A 16,326-nucleotide genomic window follows, 5' to 3' on the forward strand; every position below is an offset into this window, starting at 1 on the left:
AGGGACGTTCGCCTCAGAGCAAACCCAGTTGCTCGGCGGCGGGCTCTCTGTATAACTCAGGCAGGGCCGGCAAGCCAGGCAATCGATGCATCAATCGCCGGTGAAAGTGTTGCGCGAGTTTTGCCGCCAGCACGTTATCGGCGGTGTGCAGGAAGATGTACGGCGTGCGTCCTTCTTCGATCCAGCCGGCGATTTTTTCTACCCAGGGCGTCAGGAACGGCTCGTTGGCCTCCAGCGCTGGATGACCGATGAAGCGTACCTGCGGGCATTGGGTGAACGCGGCCGGCCGCGGCGGCACCCGGGGCTTTTTCGACTGGGCATGAAGCACGCAGGGGTCGGTCGATGTGCAACTGAACAACGCCCGGGGGTCGAGGCAGATACGCTCCACCTCGCGGTCGAGCAACAGGCGGTTGAGCCGGCGCTCGGCATCGCCCTTGGCGAAGAATTCATCGTGACGCACCTCCACGGCCAAGGGACCTTCGAATGCGTCGATGAACCCTGCCAGCTCCGGCAATCGATCCGGCGTGAAGGCCTTGGATAACTGCAACCAGAACGGCGATACCCGTTCCCCCAAGGGGCGGAGCAATTGCACGAATGTGTCGACGGCGCTCTGGTGCTCACGCAAATCGCCTTGGTGGCTGATATCGCCGGGGAACTTGGCCGTGAAGCGAAAGTGCGAGGGCATGGTTTGCGCCCAACGCTGCACGATGGCCGCAGAGGGGCTGGCGTAGAAGGTCGTATTGCCTTCCACGGCGTTGAACACTTGGGAATAGAGGTCGAGAAAATCGGTGCTTCTGGCGTCCTGGGGATACAGGTAGTCGCGCCAGGCGTTTTCACTCCAGGACGGGCAGCCCAGGTAGTAAGGCAATGCCATCAGATGTAGAGATCGAGGCCCAGCACTTCCATATCCCAATCGACGAAGCCGGCGGTGCTCAGGTAGCTGGCCAGGGCCGTGGCGACGCTACGGGTCATGGCGCGATGGTAAATCATGTCCTGCTGACGGGCGGGAAGATTGCTCAGGCGTTGCGCGCTGGCCTTGGCGGCACGGGCAGCCAGTTGCTCTTCGGACGGGAACTCCAGTTCGCCATCGACTTCGTCGAAGTTCTCCTGATCAGCGATCCTGCCTGTACGAGGCCTGCGCTTGATGGGATAGGACTGGGATGAAACGCCGTCTATACGCATAACTGAATGCTCGGTATCAATGATGGCAATTTAGCGGCACTTTCGCAGCCGCGCAAACGCGCAAGTGATAACTAGAACACAGAAAGCCAAAAAGGTTTAAAAACCGGCAAAAAAAGTGACGACTGGCGATATCGGATGTGACTTTTGCGAGGGCAGATGACTTTGGCGGCGGATGCGCCTGTGCAGACGAATAGATGTGTGGCAAGGGGATTCATCCCCGCTCGAACGGGCAGCATTCGCCCACCAAGCGCACAGCGCAACACTATCGGGAGTCGCTTCGCGCCCCGGCGGGAATGAATCCCCTCGCCACAACCACAGCAGCGTTCTGGCCAAGATCGGTTCTAGCGTTCGGACTTGGGCGTGGCGACTTTGTCCCGCAGGTAAACCGGTTGGGCGTCGTCGGCGGGGATGGCTTCGCCGCGCTCCCAGGCGAAACGCGCCAGGGCCAGCAGGTCTTCGGCGTGCGGCAGCATTGTCGGATCCTGGCCGCTGAGGTTCACGGCGATTCGTGCCCCATAGCCCCATCCGGTGCCAGCGCCGAACCATTGCCCATCCGTTCCGGGCGGCAAAGCCGCGGCCTCGGGCGGCATCACCGCTTCCTGGCCCACCAGGCGCATCTCGCCGTCGATTTCGCGATAGCAGCCCCAATACACCTCATCCATGCGGGCGTCGATGGCGGCGGCCACCTGGCGGGCACCTTGCTCACGCAACGCCCGCTGGGCCAGCACCGCCAGGTTCGACACCGGCAACACCGGGCGCTCCAGCGCAAACGCCAGCCCCTGCACCACGCCGATGGCGATGCGCACACCGGTGAATGCCCCCGGTCCACGCCCAAAGGCAATCGCATCCACCGCCTGCAGGGTGGTTCCGGCATCGCTGAGCAACTGCTGGATCATCGGCAGCAGTTTCTGCGCGTGAAGGCGGGGGATCACCTCGTAATGGCTCGTGACCTTGCCGTCGTGCAGCAAGGCAACGGAGCAAGCTTCGGTCGCGGTGTCCAGGGCCAGCAGGGTGCTCATCGATGTATCCGTCAATCAGGGGAAAAAAGTGCGCCAGTATAAACAACTCCGGCCCGCAAGCGGGCCGGAGTTGGAACAGCGGATCGTTTTTTCAGCTCAGCGCCTTGAGCACCTTGTCGGTGATCGCATCCACCGAGCCGACGCCTTCGATATGGCTGTATTTCGGTTTGCCCTGGGCGGCGGACAGCTTCTGGTAGAAGTCCACCAGCGGCTTGGTCTGGGAGTGGTAGACCGAGAGGCGATGACGCACGGTTTCTTCGGTGTCGTCCTTGCGCTGCACCAGTGCTTCACCGGTGATATCGTCCTTGCCCGCGAGTTTAGGCGGGTTGTAGACGGTGTGATACACACGGCCCGAAGGCTCGTGGACGCGACGCCCGGCAATGCGCTGGACGATCTCTTCGTCATCGACGGCGATCTCGACCACGTGATCGAGCTCCACGCCAGCGGCGACCAGGGCTTCGGCCTGCGGGATGGTGCGCGGGAAACCGTCGAACAGGAAACCGTTGGCGCAGTCGGGTTGAGCGATACGATCCTTGACCAGGGCAATGATCAGGTCATCCGACACCAGGCCACCGGCATCCATGATGCCCTTGGCCTTGACGCCCAGCTCGGTTCCGGCCTTGACCGCAGCACGCAGCATGTCGCCGGTGGAGATTTGCGGGATACCGAATTTTTCAGTGATGAACTTTGCCTGAGTACCTTTACCGGCCCCGGGAGCTCCCAGCAGAATGACGCGCATCGATGTGCTCCTCAATTTTTTTATGTAAAACGCTCGGATTCGCCTCGTGGGGCCAATCTCGGAAAAACAGGATCGTGGCCGCCCAAACGGCCAAAGGCTGATCAAGATACACAGCAGGCCCGACCCACACAAGCCGCCGAAAGTCGGAGGAACCCGCGCTCGACGCGACCTTTGGAGGAGGTGGCGAACGTCGCAACCGGGCAACAAACTGTCGCCTGGTCGACCTGCTTTCCCTGGCTCCTCGCATCGCCCGGCGTCACCGGGCGAGCCGTTTCGCAGCGCTGCCTGAGCTTAGCCGGTGTTGCGCAAACCGGCGGCAATCCCTGCCACAGACACCAGCAACGCCTGTTCCACGGGGCTGCCCTGGGCCACCTCCTGCTGCCGCGAGCGCGCCAGCAGTTCGGCCTGCAGCAGGTGCAACGGGTCGAGGTAGGTGTTGCGCAGGCGAATGAATTCCAGCGTCTCTGGGCTATGTGCCAGTAGTTGCGACTGACCGGTCAACCCCAGGACCACGGAACAGGCCTGCGACAATAGGTCGCGTAAATGCGCACCCAAAGGTCTCAGCGCCGGTTCCACCAGACGCTCGTCGTAGGAGCGCGCGATGTCGGCGTCCGCCTTGGCCAGCACCATCTCCAGCATGTCGATGCGGGTGCGGAAGAACGGCCATTGCTCGCGCATCTGTCCCAGCAGTTCGCCCTCGCCGCGCTCCAGGGCCTTGCCCAGGGCGGTTTCCCAGCCAAGCCAGGCCGGGAGCATCAGGCGGGTCTGGGTCCAACCGAAGATCCATGGGATCGCCCGCAGGCTTTCGATACCGCCGGCCCGGCGTTTGGCCGGCCGGCTGCCCAGGGGCAGGCGGCCCAGCTCCTGCTCCGGCGTGGACTGGCGGAAATACTCGACGAACTGCGGGTTTTCCCGCACCACGGCGCGGTAGGCCTTGACCCCGTCGGCCGCCAGTTCGTCCATCAGGTGCCGCCATTCGGGCGTCGGCGGTGGCGGCGGAAGCAGGGTCGCTTCCAGCACTGCGGCCAGGTACAGGTTGAGGTTCTGTTCGGCGATATCCGGCAGGCCGAATTTGAAACGAATCATTTCGCCCTGCTCGGTGGTGCGGAAACGCCCCGCCACCGAACCCGGTGGCTGGGACAGGATCGCCGCATGGGCCGGACCGCCACCACGGCCCACGGTGCCGCCACGGCCGTGGAACAGCAGCAGTTCGACTTGCTGCTCCCGGCAGATGTCCACCAGCCGTTCCTGGGCGCGGTATTGCGCCCAGGCCGCCGCCGTGGTCCCGGCGTCCTTGGCCGAGTCGGAGTAGCCGATCATCACTTCCTGCGGCCCTTGCAGGCGCGAACGGTAGCCCGGCAGCAGCAACAGTCGCTCGATCACCGGCCCGGCATTGTCCAGGTCGGCCAGGGTCTCGAACAACGGCACCACGCGCATCGGCCGCAGCACGCCGGCCTCCTTGAGCAGCAGTTGCACCGCCAGTACATCGGAGGCCGCACCGGCCATGGAGATCACGTACGAGCCCAGCGACGCCGCTGGCGCCGCCGCCACTTCCCGACACGTGGCCAGGACTTCCGCCGTGTCGGCCGATGGCTTGAAGTTGGCCGGTAACAGCGGACGCCGGTTGTTCAGCTCATCCAGCAGGAAGCCGATGCGCTGCTCTTCGCTCCAGTCGCCGTAACGGCCCAATCCCAGGTAATCGGTGATCTCGGTCATGGCGGCGGTATGGCGCGTCGAGTCCTGGCGTACGTCGAGGCGCACCAGGAACAGGCCGAACGTCACCGCCCGGCGCAGGCAATCGAGCAGCGGCCCGTCGGCGATCACCCCCATGCCGCAGTCGTGCAACGACTGGTAGCACAGTTCCAGGGGATCGAGCAGCTCGCGGTTGTTCTGCAGCACTTGCGCCGGGGCCGGCGTAGTGGCCTTGAGGGAAGCCTGGGCCCAGTTGCGGGTGGCCCGCAAGCGTTCGCGCAACTGCTTGAGCACGGCCCGATAAGGCTCGGCACTGTCTCCGGCCTGTGCACGCAGGGCATCGCTGGCCTTTTGCATGGACAGCTCGGCGGCCAGTTGATCGACGTCACGCAGGTACAGGTCTGCCGCCATCCACCGCGCCAGCAGCAACACTTCACGGGTGACCGCGGCGGTGACATTCGGGTTGCCGTCGCGGTCACCTCCCATCCACGAGGCAAAGCGGATGGGCGCGGCCTCCAGAGGCAAGCGCAGCCCGGTGGCGGCGAGCAGGGCCTGGTCGGCCTTGCGCAGGTAATTGGGGATGGCCTGCCACAACGAATGCTCGATGACCGCGAACCCCCACTTGGCCTCGTCCACGGGTGTCGGCCGGGTGCGACGGATTTCCTCGGTGTGCCAGGCTTCGGCGATCAGTCGTTGCAGACGCTGATGAATCTGCGCCCGCTCGGCGGCGGTCAGGTCGCGATGATCCTGGGCCGCCAGTTGCGCGGCGATGGCGTCGTATTTCTGGATCAGCGTGCGACGGGCCACTTCCGTGGGGTGGGCGGTGAGGACCAGTTCGATCTCCAGCCGGCCCAGTTGCCGGGCCAGGGACTCGGCGCCATGCCCCTCGGCCCGAAGCCGGGCGAGCAGCTCGGGCAACACCCGCGCCTCGAAAGGCGCCGGCTGTGATTCGTCCCGCCTGTGGATGAGCTGGTATTGCTCAGCGATGTTGGCCAGATTGAGGAACTGGTTGAACGCCCGCGCCACCGGCAGCAGCTCATCCTCGCTCAACTGGTTGAGGCTGGCACTGAGTTCGGCATCCACGGAACCACGCCGGTCGGCCTTGGCGCCCTTGCGGATCTGCTCGATCTTGTCGAGAAACCGGTCCCCGTACTGTTCGCGAATGGTGTTGCCCAACAACTCGCCGAGCAGGTGAACATCCTCGCGCAAGCGTGCATCGATATCGGTCATCAGCAGTTCTCCAGCAAATAGGTCCGGACAGCTATCGGGTGAGACGCGTGAGACAGAGAGTGCCGATGCCCGTCGTGTATGACAAGCGAAGAACGGGCTCAAGGCTGCGCAGTGTCCTTGGCCATGACGGACGACTCGCGCAGCCTTGCCCGCCGAGTACCCGCCGCTCGTCAAGAAATGAACGCTTGCGTGCAACGGCGCTCTAGTCTTTTAGATAAGCCACACAACGGCTTGCCATTCACCGCGCCTGCCACGAGCAGACTGACTGAGGCCATCATGAAGATCCGTGAACTCGCCCAGCACTGGGAAGAAAACGCCAAGGGTCATCTGACCCAGACCGGCTACACGATTCATCTGGATGTGGAAGCCGCCGCACGCCTGGCGGCGATCTGCGAGATGTACCCCAAGCGCCAACCCGAGGAACTGCTCGGCGAACTGATTGGCGCCGCGCTGGAGGAGCTGGAAGCGAGCTTCCCCTATGTGAAGGGTTCCCACGTGGTTGCCACCGACGAAGAAGGCGATCCGCTGTATGAAGACGTCGGCCCGACGCCGCGGTTTCTCGCCCTGTCCCGTCGTCATCTGCATGAGCTTTGCTCGCAGAACGATAAATCCAAGCACTGACTTCCCCTGCCCTCTGCGCCTGGAAGCTGTCGAAGGCTGCGATCCGCTCGCTCGAACACGCAGGCGGATCGCGGCCCCGGGCAGTCTGCAGCCCCTTCTCAAACCCCCTCCCCATACCGCTGCGCGCCTTGAAAGTTCAGCTTTTTTTCGGTTGACCGATCAGTCAGCAATGCTTTTTGGCGATTGGCCATCTTCGCTGAACTTTTGAAAAACGCCTCGGGTCACACCGAGTAACCATACTGGAACGGTCGTTTAAATAAACGCACCCTGCCGTCAGCGGCAAACAGGCGTCCCGGCTTCGGTTTCAGCATGGATTTTTAGTTTCCCAGGAGTTTTCCAATGGAGTTGAAGCCTATGAATACCTGCACTGCCAAACCCTCGATCAATGGCCTGCGCGGTCTGAAGCTGGCCGCCCTGGCCATCGGTAGCAGCTTCATCCTGGCCGGTTGCGCCGGCAACCCACCGTCGGAGCAGTACGCGGTAACGCAATCGGCGGTCAACAGCGCCGTCAGCGCCGGCGGCACCGAGTTCGCCGCGGTGGAAATGAAGGCCGCCCAGGACAAGCTCAAGCAAGCCGAAATCGCGATGCACGACAAGAACTACGAAGAAGCCCGGCGACTGGCCGAACAGGCCGAGTGGGACGCGCGCGTCGCTGAGCGCAAGGCCCAGGCCGCCAAGGCTGAACAGGCACTCAAGGACTCTCAGAAAGGGGTTCAGGAATTGCGTCAGGAAGGCATGAACAAGGTTGTTCAGTAATCCATTCATGCCTCGACGTATTGCTCATTGATAAAAGGACGACCGACTATGATGCACAAACACTTGATGATGCCCGCCCTGCTTGCCGCCTGCGTATCCCTGGCCGCTTGCTCCCACGACCCGAACGTGAACCTGGAACAGGCCCGCACCAATTACAACGGCCTGCAGGCCGATCCGGCGGCCACCAAGGTCGCCGCACTGGAAACCAAGGAAGCCGCCGATTTCCTGGCCAAGGCCGACAAGGCCTACATGGACAAGGAAGACGAAGCCAAGGTCGACCAACTGGCCTACCTGACCAACCAGCGTGTTGAAGTAGCCAAGCAGACCATCGCCCTGCGCAACGCCGAAGCCGAGCTGAAAAACGCCGGTGACGAACGTGCCCGCGCGCTGCTGGAAGCCCGTAACGCACAGATCAAGCAGCTGCAGGACAGCCTCAACGCCAAGCAGACCGAGCGCGGTACGCTGGTGACCTTCGGCGACGTGCTGTTTGCCACCAACAAGTCTGACCTGCGCGCCAGCGGCATGACCAACGTGAGCAAACTGGCGCAGTTCCTCCAGGAAAACCCGGACCGCAAGGTGATCATCGAAGGCTATACCGATAGCACCGGTTCGGACTCCTACAACCAATCGTTGTCCGAGCGCCGCGCCAGCTCCGTGCGCACCGCCCTGGTGAAGATGGGCGTCGACCCGGCCCGCATCGTGACCCAGGGTTATGGCAAGGAATTCCCGGTGGCCGACAACACCAGCGTCTCGGGCCGCGCCATGAACCGTCGGGTGGAAGTGACCATTTCCAACGACAATCAGCCAGTGGCTCCGCGTTCGACCATGAGCGCCAACTGATCGGCTGAGTGCAACGAAAAAGCCCCGCCTGACTTCAATCAGGCGGGGCTTTTTCATGGCCGCACACATTTTGTTGAGCCCATCGTCTCCCCTGTGGGAGCGAGCTTGTTCGCGCTGGCGGCAGATCAGTCGACATAGGCGTTGGCGAGCAAGCTCGCTCTTACAGGGGGACTGTAGCGCCCTTGTGGTTACGGCTGGAGCTTCTGCGGCGTCTCCTGCCCCATGCACCGCACTGCACGTTTCTTGTTGTTGATCAGCACCCCGGTCAGGCCTTTCTGTTCGGTGTCGAACAGCACCAGCACGCCGTCGATGCACTGGGCCACCTGGGGCGCCGGTTCCAGGGAGACCTTGTAGTCTTCGCCCGGCACCGTCTTGAGCATGGTGAAGTCACTGAGCAGCAACGCATCCTCGGGCTTGGCGAAGTGCAGGTAACCGTAGTACCAGAGCACCGCAACGGTGCCGAGGATGCTGCAGATACCGGTGATGATCAGGGGGATGGCATTACGTTCTTCGCTCATTGCGTGCTCTCTGGAGATTCAGCGGAGGTTTTCGGGTAGTTGGGGACTTCGCCGAGGCGGCGCAGGCCGTCGAAATGCTGCGGGTCATCAAGATAGCGCAGCATCACCGTGCGCCAGACCGGGTCGGCGAACGTCTGCACGTGACCGCCGCGGGTCAGTTGCAGCACCCGCGGCGGCGGCGCAGCTTGATACAGACGGATGCCGTTGGAAAGCGGCACGATCGGATCGTCCAGGCTGTGGTAGATCAATTTCGGCACACCGGTCAGTCCAGACACCGAGCCGATGGCGCTGTCGCCATCGGGCACCAGCCAGGACAGCGGCACCTGGAAGGCCCAGGTCACCCAGGAGGTGCTCAGGGCGAAACGTCCGACGTCGCGATAACTGGCGGGCACGCCGTCCAGCACCAGGGCCTTGAGTTGCCGCTGGCGCTGCGGATGATCCACCAGGTAATGCACTGCCAGAGCGCCACCCAGGCTCTGGCCCAGCAGCACCAGTGGCTTGCCCTGGACCTGGGGCGCCTGGTCCAGCCACTGGAAAGCCGCATCGATGTCCTGGTAGATCGCCGGTAGGCTCGGCTCCCCTTCGGACAGGCCGTAGCCGCGATAATCGACCATCAACACCTGATACCCCTGCTCCGGCAGCCACCAACTGCCGCCCAGGTGCCAGGCCAGGTTGCCGCCATTGCCGTGCAGGTGCAGCACCGTGCCCTTGAGCTCCACGCCTGGTTTGACGGGCAGCCACCAACCCCGCAGCTTGAGGCCGTCAGCGGTGGTCAGGGTCACGTCGCGGTACTCGAGCCTGGCCCGCTCAGGGGTAAATGGCAGACCGCGCTCGGGGTAGAACAGCAGTGAGCTGCAACCGCTCAGGACCAGTAGCAGGCAAAAGATGCCGAGGATTCGCATCCGGTGAAACCTCGCAAGATCAGGGTTGAAACATACCCCCCTGGTGGGAGCGAGCTTGCTCGCGATAGGGGCGGTGCAGTCACAGCTATGTTGACTGTCCTGACGCTATCGCGAGCAAGCTCGCTCCCACAGGGGTGGGTGTTGTGTTCAAAGGATATTGGAATAATCCGCTTCGATCCGATCCAGGCTCAGGTGGTTCAGGAAGTTGGAGAAACACATCCAGGCCGACAGGGCGTTCATGTCGCGGAACTGCTCGGGCAAGTACTTGGGCGGCACCACCAGGCCTTCGTCCACCAATTGGCGCAGGGTGCGCATGTCCTCCAGGGTGGTCTTGCCGCAGAACAGCAGCGGCACCTGCTCCAGCTTGCCTTTGCGCACGGCCAGCTGAATGTAGTTGTAAACCATGATGAAGCCCTTGAGGTAGGACAAGTCTTTGGTGAATGGCAGACCGGTCGGCACCGAGCCACGGAAGACCCGGCTGGCGTTGCCGTAGCTTTCAGCCATCTCGAAGCCCTGCTCGCGGAAGAACTCGAAGATCTGCAGGAAGTCGGCGCCCTCTTCCACCATATGGATCGCCCGGGTGCGGTTGGTGAGCTTGCGCAGCCGGCTGGGGTAGGACGCGAAGGTGATGATTTCCATCAGGATCGCCAGGCCTTCCTGGGTGACCGTGGACGAGGGCGGGCCCTTGGACAGGAAGGTGCAGATCGGCTGGTTCAGCCCGTTGAGGGTGGTGCCCACATGCACCAGGCCTTCGTGGACCTCCAGGGCGCGCACGTCCCGCTCGTTGAACATCGCGTCGGTACGGATCTTGATGTAGTCGGCACCCGCCGCCGCGTCGGCCACGATCCCGTCGGACTCGAAAACCCGGATGGTCTCCTCCGCCTCGCCGAAGACACGGTTGAGGCGATGCTGCAGCAGGCTGACCGCCTCCTTGGCGCTGAGCACTTTCGGCTCATCCTTCAGATCGCCACGGCCGTCGATGTTGTTCAGGTAGTCGGAAAGCATCAGGCCCAGATCGGACAGGGTCGGGTCGCCGGCATGGAAGGCATCGGAGGCGGCGCCATACAGTTCCTGGGAAATCAGCCCGAAATCCTCGGTGCCGCGCGCTTCGAGCATGCGCACCACCATGCGGTACTCCTTGCACATGCGACGCATGATCTGGCCGACCGGGTTGAATTGCCCCAGCTGGCGGGTGATGTCCCGCTCGATGTTCTGGAACTCCAGCTTTACCCCGCTGGAGTCGAAGGACAACGGTCGGTTGAGGTAATAGTCGCGGTCCACGGCGGGCAATTCCTTGCCCTTGGCCTTGAGAAACCCCTTGCGGATGTTCTCGTCCCATTTCACCGCGTCGAGAATGCGAATCGGCGTTTGCGCCAGCACTATGCGATCGGACAAGGTGCGTATCGTCTGCTGGTATTCGTCCACCCGGAACTCCTGTGAAAAAACGTCCGCTTGTTGCAGTAATGGGCCTGGAGTCTACCGGGATTTGAGCCGCTGGTAGCGCACGGCTTCCGAGAACACGTCGGAATTGGCCGGATCGTCGAGGTAACTGAAGACCCTGCCCATGTCGCTGTCCACCAGCACGCCGTCGCCCTCTTCGCTGTGATTCGGCTGGCCGCTGAGGATTTTCTGGCCAATGGCCTGGTTGATCTGTTCCATGTCCAGGTTGTAGACCACCAGTTCCTGCTTGTCGGTCAGTTCGAAACCGGCGATCACGTAGTGCCCGCCATACCGGGCCGGGACCTTGGCCGACAGGTACCAGCGACTGCCATGACGGGACACGGTCAGCGCGATGGCCTCGCGCTCCTGGGGGCGGGCCCTGAAGTACGTGATGGCCTGGTAACGGTGCCTGCCGACCTGGGTCAGCTCCAGGTTCAGCGGCTCGCCCCAGGCATTGGTGCTGGTCCAGTGACCCAGCAGGCCTTGGGGCGCGGCCTCACTGTCGGGCAACGGCGCCGTGAAGGACACCAGGCAGCCGCTGAGCAGCAGCAACGACACAGCCATGACAACGACACGCCAGGCTTTCATTCGAACTCCCTAGGCACACGATGCGTTGTCCGCAGGGGGACCGGGTGTTTACACCGACGCCAGTACCAGGTGCATGTAGCGGGTCAGGATACCGAGCATGTCTTCTTCAGCGACCGGCTCGGCGCCATTGAGCAAGCCCTGATATTCCATCCGACCGATAATCGCCGTCAACACTTTGGCATCCTGTTGCGGCTCGCGGGAGCCCAACACCTGGAAAAACTGGCAGGTGCCATGCAACAGGATCTGCTGGTGGGAACGCACCAGGTCCGCCAGGCGCGGGTTGAGCAGCGCTTCCTGGCGGAAGGCCTGCTCGGCCATCAGGTAGTCGCGACGACTGTGCAGTTGATGCTGCACGTAGTCGGCCGTCATCCGGGCGATATCGTCGGCCAGTTGCGAGCGGGATTCGGGGCTGCCGTCGCCATAGGCGACCATTTCGCGCAGCAGCCCTTCGTTGTTGGTCCACAGCTTGGCCATGAAGGCCGCGCTGCGCTCCACGTATTGGGCGAAGGTATCGGTGAGCAGGTCATCGATGTCCTTGAAATAGTAGGTGGTGGCCGACAATGGCACACCGGCCTCGGCCGCCACCGCCCGGTGTCGCACCGCCCGCACGCCATCGCGCACCACGATACGCATGGCCGCATCGAGAATCTGCTGGCGACGCTGTTCACTGCCCTGTCGGCTGGCCTTGCGACCCTGGTACTGAACACTTTCAGCGACAGCGGTGGCGACGCCCGCTGCACCTTCTTGAGCCATTGCACGATTCACGACAGGTCTTTCCTCGCTATTTCAAAAGTAACCAATTGATACGTTTGTACCAGACAGGCAATAAAAAGCCGCCTGTGATAGGCGGCTTTTTAAATGAAGCACTTACGCTTGGGGCCGCATGTGCGGGAAGAGAATGACATCCCGGATCGACGGCGAGTTGGTCAGCAACATCACCAGGCGATCGATGCCAATGCCTTCACCGGCGGTTGGCGGCATGCCGTATTCGAGGGCCCGGACGAAATCGGCATCGTAGTGCATGGCTTCGTCGTCGCCGGCGTCCTTGTCGGCCACCTGGGCCATGAAACGCTCGGCCTGGTCTTCGGCATCATTGAGCTCGGAGTAGGCGTTGGCGATTTCGCGACCACCGATGAACAGCTCGAAGCGGTCGGTCACGTTCGGGTTCTCGTCGTTACGGCGAGCCAGCGGCGACACTTCGAACGGGTACTGGGTGATGAAGTGCGGCTGCTCCAGCTTGTGCTCCACCAGTTCCTCGAAAATCATCACCTGCAGCTTGCCCAGGCCTTCGAAGCCGAGCACCTTGGCGCCGGCCTTCTTGGCGATGGCACGGGCTTTCTCGATGTCCTGCAGGTCGGCCGCAGTGATGTCCGGGTTGTACTTGAGGATCGAGTCGAAGACCGACAGGCGCGCGAACGGCTCGCCGAAGTGGAACACCTTGTCGCCGTACGGCACGTCGGTGGTCCCCAGCACCAGTTGCGCCAGCTCGCGGAACAGCTCCTCGGTCAGGTCCATGTTGTCTTCGTAATCGGCGTAGGCCTGGTAGAACTCCAGCATGGTGAACTCGGGGTTGTGCCGGGTCGAAACGCCTTCGTTACGGAAGTTGCGGTTGATCTCGAAGACTTTCTCGAAGCCACCGACCACCAGCCGCTTGAGGTACAGCTCCGGCGCGATGCGCAGGAACATTTCCATGTCCAGTGCATTGTGGTGGGTTTCAAACGGCTTGGCCGCCGCGCCGCCAGGAATGGTCTGCAGCATCGGCGTCTCGACTTCGAGGAAGTCGCGCTTCATCAGGAAACTGCGGATGTGGGCGATGACCTGGGAACGCACGCGGAAGGTCTGGCGCACGTCTTCATTGACGATCAGGTCGACGTAGCGCTGGCGATAGCGCTGCTCGGTGTCGGTCAGACCGTGGTGCTTGTCCGGCAGCGGGCGCAGGGACTTGGTCAGCAGGCGCACGCTGGTCATTTCAACGTACAGGTCGCCCTTGCCGGAACGGGCCAGGGTGCCTTCGGCAGCAATGATGTCGCCCAGGTCCCAGGTCTTGACGGCGGCCAGGGTTTCTTCCGGCAGGGTCTTGCGGTTGACGTAGACCTGGATGCGACCGGTCATGTCCTGGATCACCATGAAGGAACCACGGTTGAGCATGATACGACCGGCCACCTTGACTGGAATCGCCGCCTCTGCCAGCTCTTCCTTGGTCTTGTCCGCATACTGTTTCTGCAGCACGTCGCAGTAGGCGTCGCGGCGGAAGTCGTTGGGGAAGGCCTGGCCCTTGGCGCGCTCGGCAGCAAGCTTTTCCTTGCGCAGGGCGATCAGGGAGTTTTCTTCCTGTTGCAGGGCTTGCGGGTCGAGTTCTAGGTCGCTCATGTCTTAAAGGATTCCATCACAGGTTCGTTGCCCCCGGCCCCGGGGCCAGGGTTTGCCGGCGAGCAGCGCTTTCATGCAAGCCTGCCCGCCCGCCGCATGGGTGTTGCGTTACAGCCCTTGTTTGAGGCTCGCTTCCAGGTATTCGTCGATGTCGCCGTCGAGCACCTTGTCGCAGTCACTGCGTTCGATGTTGGTGCGCAGGTCCTTGATGCGCGAGGCATCGAGTACATAGGAACGGATCTGGTGACCCCAACCGATGTCGGACTTGCTGTCTTCCAGTGCCTGGGAGGCCGCGTTGCGCTTCTGGATCTCCTGCTCGTACAGGCGGGCCCGGAGCATCTTCATCGCGGTGTCTTTGTTGGCGTGCTGGGAGCGTTCGTTCTGGCAGCTCACCACGGTGTTGGTCGGTACGTGGGTGATCCGCACGGCCGAGTCGGTGGTGTTGACGTGCTGGCCACCGGCGCCCGAGGAACGGTAGGTGTCGATGCGCAGGTCCGCCGGGTTGATCTCGATTTCCACCTTGTCGTCGATCTCGGGGGAGACGAACACCGCCGAGAACGAGGTGTGGCGACGGTTGCCGGAGTCGAACGGGCTCTTGCGCACCAGGCGGTGAACACCGATCTCGGTCCGCAGCCAGCCGAAGGCATATTCGCCCTTGATGTGCACGGTGGCGCCCTTGATCCCGGCGACTTCACCGGCCGACAGCTCCATGATGGTGGCGTCGAAACCGCGTTTGTCGGCCCAGCGCAGGTACATGCGCAGCAGGATGTTGGCCCAGTCCTGGGCTTCGGTGCCGCCGGATCCGGCCTGGATGTCCAGGTAGGCGTTGTTCATGTCCATCTCGCCGCTGAACATGCGGCGAAATTCCAGCTTGGCCAGGGACTCGTCGAGGCGTGTCAGTTCGGCGACCACGTCGGCGACCGCGCCTTCGTCGTTCTCTTCGACGGCCATGTCCAGCAGGTCGCGGCAATCGGCCAGGCCGCTGGACAACTCGTCCAGGGTCTCGACGATCTGCGCCAGCGCGGAACGTTCGCGGCCCAGTTCCTGGGCGTACTCAGGCTTGTTCCAGACACTCGGATCTTCAAGCTCGCGATTGACCTCGGTCAGACGCTCATGCTTTTGATCGTAGTCAAAGATACCCCCGAATAGTTTCGGAGCGCTCGGACAGGTCCTTGATGGTGTTAAGGATCGGGTTGATTTCCATGGCGGGCAGCACTCGTTGGCGAACTTTTGAAAGCCGGCGAGTATAACGTAATCAAGCGCCAGCGGCAGCCCGCCTGGCGGCTTTAGGGGCAATGAGATCAAGACCGGGCCTGGTACCCCCTGTGGCGAGGGGCGGTGCGACGTTTCGCTAAATCCCCTCGCCACAGCCGCGTGCATCATCGACCGAAGGTCATTCGATCCCCACCCGGTTGCGGCCATTGTGCTTGGCCATGTACAGCCCCTTGTCCGCCGCCGAGATCAACTGGCGACAATCGCCACCCTGCTGCGGCGTGACGGTGGAGACACCGATGCTGACGGTCAGGTTCTCGCCGCCGTCGGGCGTGGTGTGGGGGATTTTCAGGGCGACCACACTCTGGCGCAGCTTCTCGGCCATCAACCGGGCACCGCCGGGCGAGGTACCGGGCAGGACCAGGGCGAACTCTTCTCCCCCGTATCGAGCCGGCAGGTCGGATGGCCGGCTGCAAGCGTCTCGGATCGCCGTAGCGACCTTGCGCAAGGCCTCGTCGCCCTCCAGGTGACCGAAGTTGTCGTTGTAGGACTTGAAGTAGTCCACGTCGATCATCAGCAGCGACAGCTGGGACTGGTCCCGGATCGCCCGCCGCCATTCGAGCTCGAGGTACTCGTCGAAATGCCGGCGATTGGACAAGCCGGTCAGGCCATCGGAGTTCATCAAGCGTTGCAGCACCAGGTTGGTGTCGAGCAGTTGCTGCTGGCTGACTCGCAGGGCGCGATAGGCCGCGTCCCGCTGCAACAGCATCATGTAGGAGCGCGAGTGATAGCGGATGCGCGCCACCAGTTCGATATTGTCCGGCAGCTTGACCAGATAATCGTTGGCGCCAGCGGCGAAGGCCGCGCTCTTGACCAGGGGGTCCTCCTTGGTGGACAGGACGATGATCGGGATGTCGCGGGTGGCCGGGTGGTTGCGGTACTCGCGCACCAGGCTCAGGCCGTCGAGGCCGGGCATCACCAGGTCCTGGAGAATCACCGTCGGCTTGATGCGCACGGCATGGGCGATGGCCTGGTGCGGGTCGGAACAGAAATGGAAGTCGATGTTGTCTTCGTTCGACAGCCCGCGTCGCACCGCCTCGCCGATCATCGCCTGGTCGTCGACGAGAAGGACCATGGCGGCATTCTCGTCACGCTTGAAATCGTCGAGCTGTAATTCGTTCATGAGGCTCACCTGAGTACGGCTTTGACCAGGACTG

16 protein-coding genes are annotated in these 16,326 nt (G+C 62.7%); 3 read left to right on the forward strand and 13 right to left on the reverse strand.

The genetic code is table 11. From position 1 onward, the window contains the following. Nucleotides 1–13: 13 nt before the first annotated feature. The 5 genes from BT179_RS08920 to ppc form a co-directional block, all read right to left on the reverse strand. Complete coding sequence (locus BT179_RS08920) at nucleotides 14–874, reverse strand: DUF72 domain-containing protein (RefSeq protein ID WP_072388012.1); 861 nt, start codon at nucleotides 872–874, stop codon at nucleotides 14–16. Next, nucleotides 874–1,182 carry a hypothetical protein gene (locus tag BT179_RS08925; RefSeq protein ID WP_072388014.1) on the reverse strand — a complete coding sequence of 103 codons (309 nt, stop codon included), beginning with the start codon at nucleotides 1,180–1,182 and terminating at the stop codon, nucleotides 874–876. The genes BT179_RS08920 and BT179_RS08925 overlap by 1 nt, the downstream gene beginning before the upstream one ends. 341 nt (nucleotides 1,183–1,523) lie before the next feature. Further along, nucleotides 1,524–2,201: a tRNA (adenosine(37)-N6)-threonylcarbamoyltransferase complex dimerization subunit type 1 TsaB gene (gene tsaB, locus BT179_RS08930; RefSeq protein ID WP_072388016.1), complete on the reverse strand. Its 678-nt coding sequence runs from the start codon at nucleotides 2,199–2,201 to the stop codon at nucleotides 1,524–1,526. A gap of 91 nt (nucleotides 2,202–2,292) precedes the next feature. Then, on the reverse strand, nucleotides 2,293–2,940 hold the full coding sequence (adk, locus tag BT179_RS08935) for an adenylate kinase (protein ID WP_072430834.1): 648 nt from the start codon (nucleotides 2,938–2,940) through the stop codon (nucleotides 2,293–2,295). A gap of 291 nt (nucleotides 2,941–3,231) precedes the next feature. Next, nucleotides 3,232–5,862 (reverse strand): phosphoenolpyruvate carboxylase, encoded by a 2,631-nt coding sequence (gene ppc / locus BT179_RS08940; protein ID WP_072430833.1) that lies wholly within the window; start codon nucleotides 5,860–5,862, stop codon nucleotides 3,232–3,234. A 276-nt stretch (nucleotides 5,863–6,138) separates the two neighbouring features. Here ppc and BT179_RS08945 point away from each other — a divergent pair, with 276 nt between their 5' ends. The 3 genes from BT179_RS08945 to BT179_RS08955 all read left to right on the forward strand — a co-directional run bounded on the left by BT179_RS08945 (nucleotide 6,139) and on the right by BT179_RS08955 (nucleotide 8,079). Then, on the forward strand, nucleotides 6,139–6,483 hold the full coding sequence (locus BT179_RS08945) for a pilin assembly protein (RefSeq protein ID WP_072388023.1): 345 nt from the start codon (nucleotides 6,139–6,141) through the stop codon (nucleotides 6,481–6,483). Between the two features lie 339 nt (nucleotides 6,484–6,822). After that, nucleotides 6,823–7,239 carry a DUF4398 domain-containing protein gene (locus tag BT179_RS08950; protein WP_072388026.1) on the forward strand — a complete coding sequence of 139 codons (417 nt, stop codon included), beginning with the start codon at nucleotides 6,823–6,825 and terminating at the stop codon, nucleotides 7,237–7,239. Between the two features lie 51 nt (nucleotides 7,240–7,290). Further along, entirely contained in the window at nucleotides 7,291–8,079 is a 789-nt protein-coding gene (locus BT179_RS08955; protein WP_072388733.1) for a lipotoxin F family OmpA-related lipoprotein LptF, read from the forward strand. A 188-nt stretch (nucleotides 8,080–8,267) separates the two neighbouring features. Here the strand turns inward: BT179_RS08955 and BT179_RS08960 are convergent, their stop codons facing one another. The 8 genes from BT179_RS08960 to BT179_RS08995 all read right to left on the reverse strand — a co-directional run bounded on the left by BT179_RS08960 (nucleotide 8,268) and on the right by BT179_RS08995 (nucleotide 16,292). Next, nucleotides 8,268–8,597, reverse strand: coding sequence for a PA3694 family proteiin (locus BT179_RS08960; RefSeq protein ID WP_072388028.1), 330 nt, complete (start codon nucleotides 8,595–8,597; stop codon nucleotides 8,268–8,270). Next, nucleotides 8,594–9,499, reverse strand: coding sequence for an alpha/beta hydrolase (locus BT179_RS08965; protein WP_072388030.1), 906 nt, complete (start codon nucleotides 9,497–9,499; stop codon nucleotides 8,594–8,596). Before BT179_RS08965 ends, BT179_RS08960 begins: the two co-directional genes overlap by 4 nt. 147 nt (nucleotides 9,500–9,646) lie before the next feature. Then, nucleotides 9,647–10,924 (reverse strand): flavohemoglobin expression-modulating QEGLA motif protein, encoded by a 1,278-nt coding sequence (locus BT179_RS08970; RefSeq protein WP_072388032.1) that lies wholly within the window; start codon nucleotides 10,922–10,924, stop codon nucleotides 9,647–9,649. Nucleotides 10,925–10,975: 51 nt separating this feature from the next. Continuing rightward, nucleotides 10,976–11,527, reverse strand: coding sequence for a hypothetical protein (locus BT179_RS08975; RefSeq protein WP_072388034.1), 552 nt, complete (start codon nucleotides 11,525–11,527; stop codon nucleotides 10,976–10,978). A gap of 48 nt (nucleotides 11,528–11,575) precedes the next feature. Beyond that, nucleotides 11,576–12,292 (reverse strand): TetR/AcrR family transcriptional regulator, encoded by a 717-nt coding sequence (locus BT179_RS08980; RefSeq protein ID WP_072388036.1) that lies wholly within the window; start codon nucleotides 12,290–12,292, stop codon nucleotides 11,576–11,578. A gap of 102 nt (nucleotides 12,293–12,394) precedes the next feature. After that, nucleotides 12,395–13,897: a lysine--tRNA ligase gene (gene lysS / locus BT179_RS08985; RefSeq protein ID WP_072388038.1), complete on the reverse strand. Its 1,503-nt coding sequence runs from the start codon at nucleotides 13,895–13,897 to the stop codon at nucleotides 12,395–12,397. A 108-nt stretch (nucleotides 13,898–14,005) separates the two neighbouring features. Next, nucleotides 14,006–15,101, reverse strand: a protein-coding gene (prfB, locus tag BT179_RS08990; protein WP_103893945.1) for a peptide chain release factor 2 whose coding sequence is annotated in 2 segments (ribosomal slippage) — nucleotides 14,006–15,028 and nucleotides 15,030–15,101 — 1,095 coding nt in all. Because the reading frame shifts where the segments join, the coding sequence is not laid out codon by codon here. Between the two features lie 189 nt (nucleotides 15,102–15,290). Continuing rightward, the gene (locus tag BT179_RS08995) at nucleotides 15,291–16,292 is read right to left on the reverse strand and encodes a diguanylate cyclase domain-containing protein (RefSeq protein ID WP_072388040.1); all 1,002 of its coding nucleotides are present in this window, start codon (nucleotides 16,290–16,292) and stop codon (nucleotides 15,291–15,293) included. Nucleotides 16,293–16,326 lie beyond the last annotated feature (34 nt).

The organism is Pseudomonas sp. NFACC43 (assembly GCF_900119645.1).
Lineage (GTDB): Bacteria > Pseudomonadota > Gammaproteobacteria > Pseudomonadales > Pseudomonadaceae > Aquipseudomonas.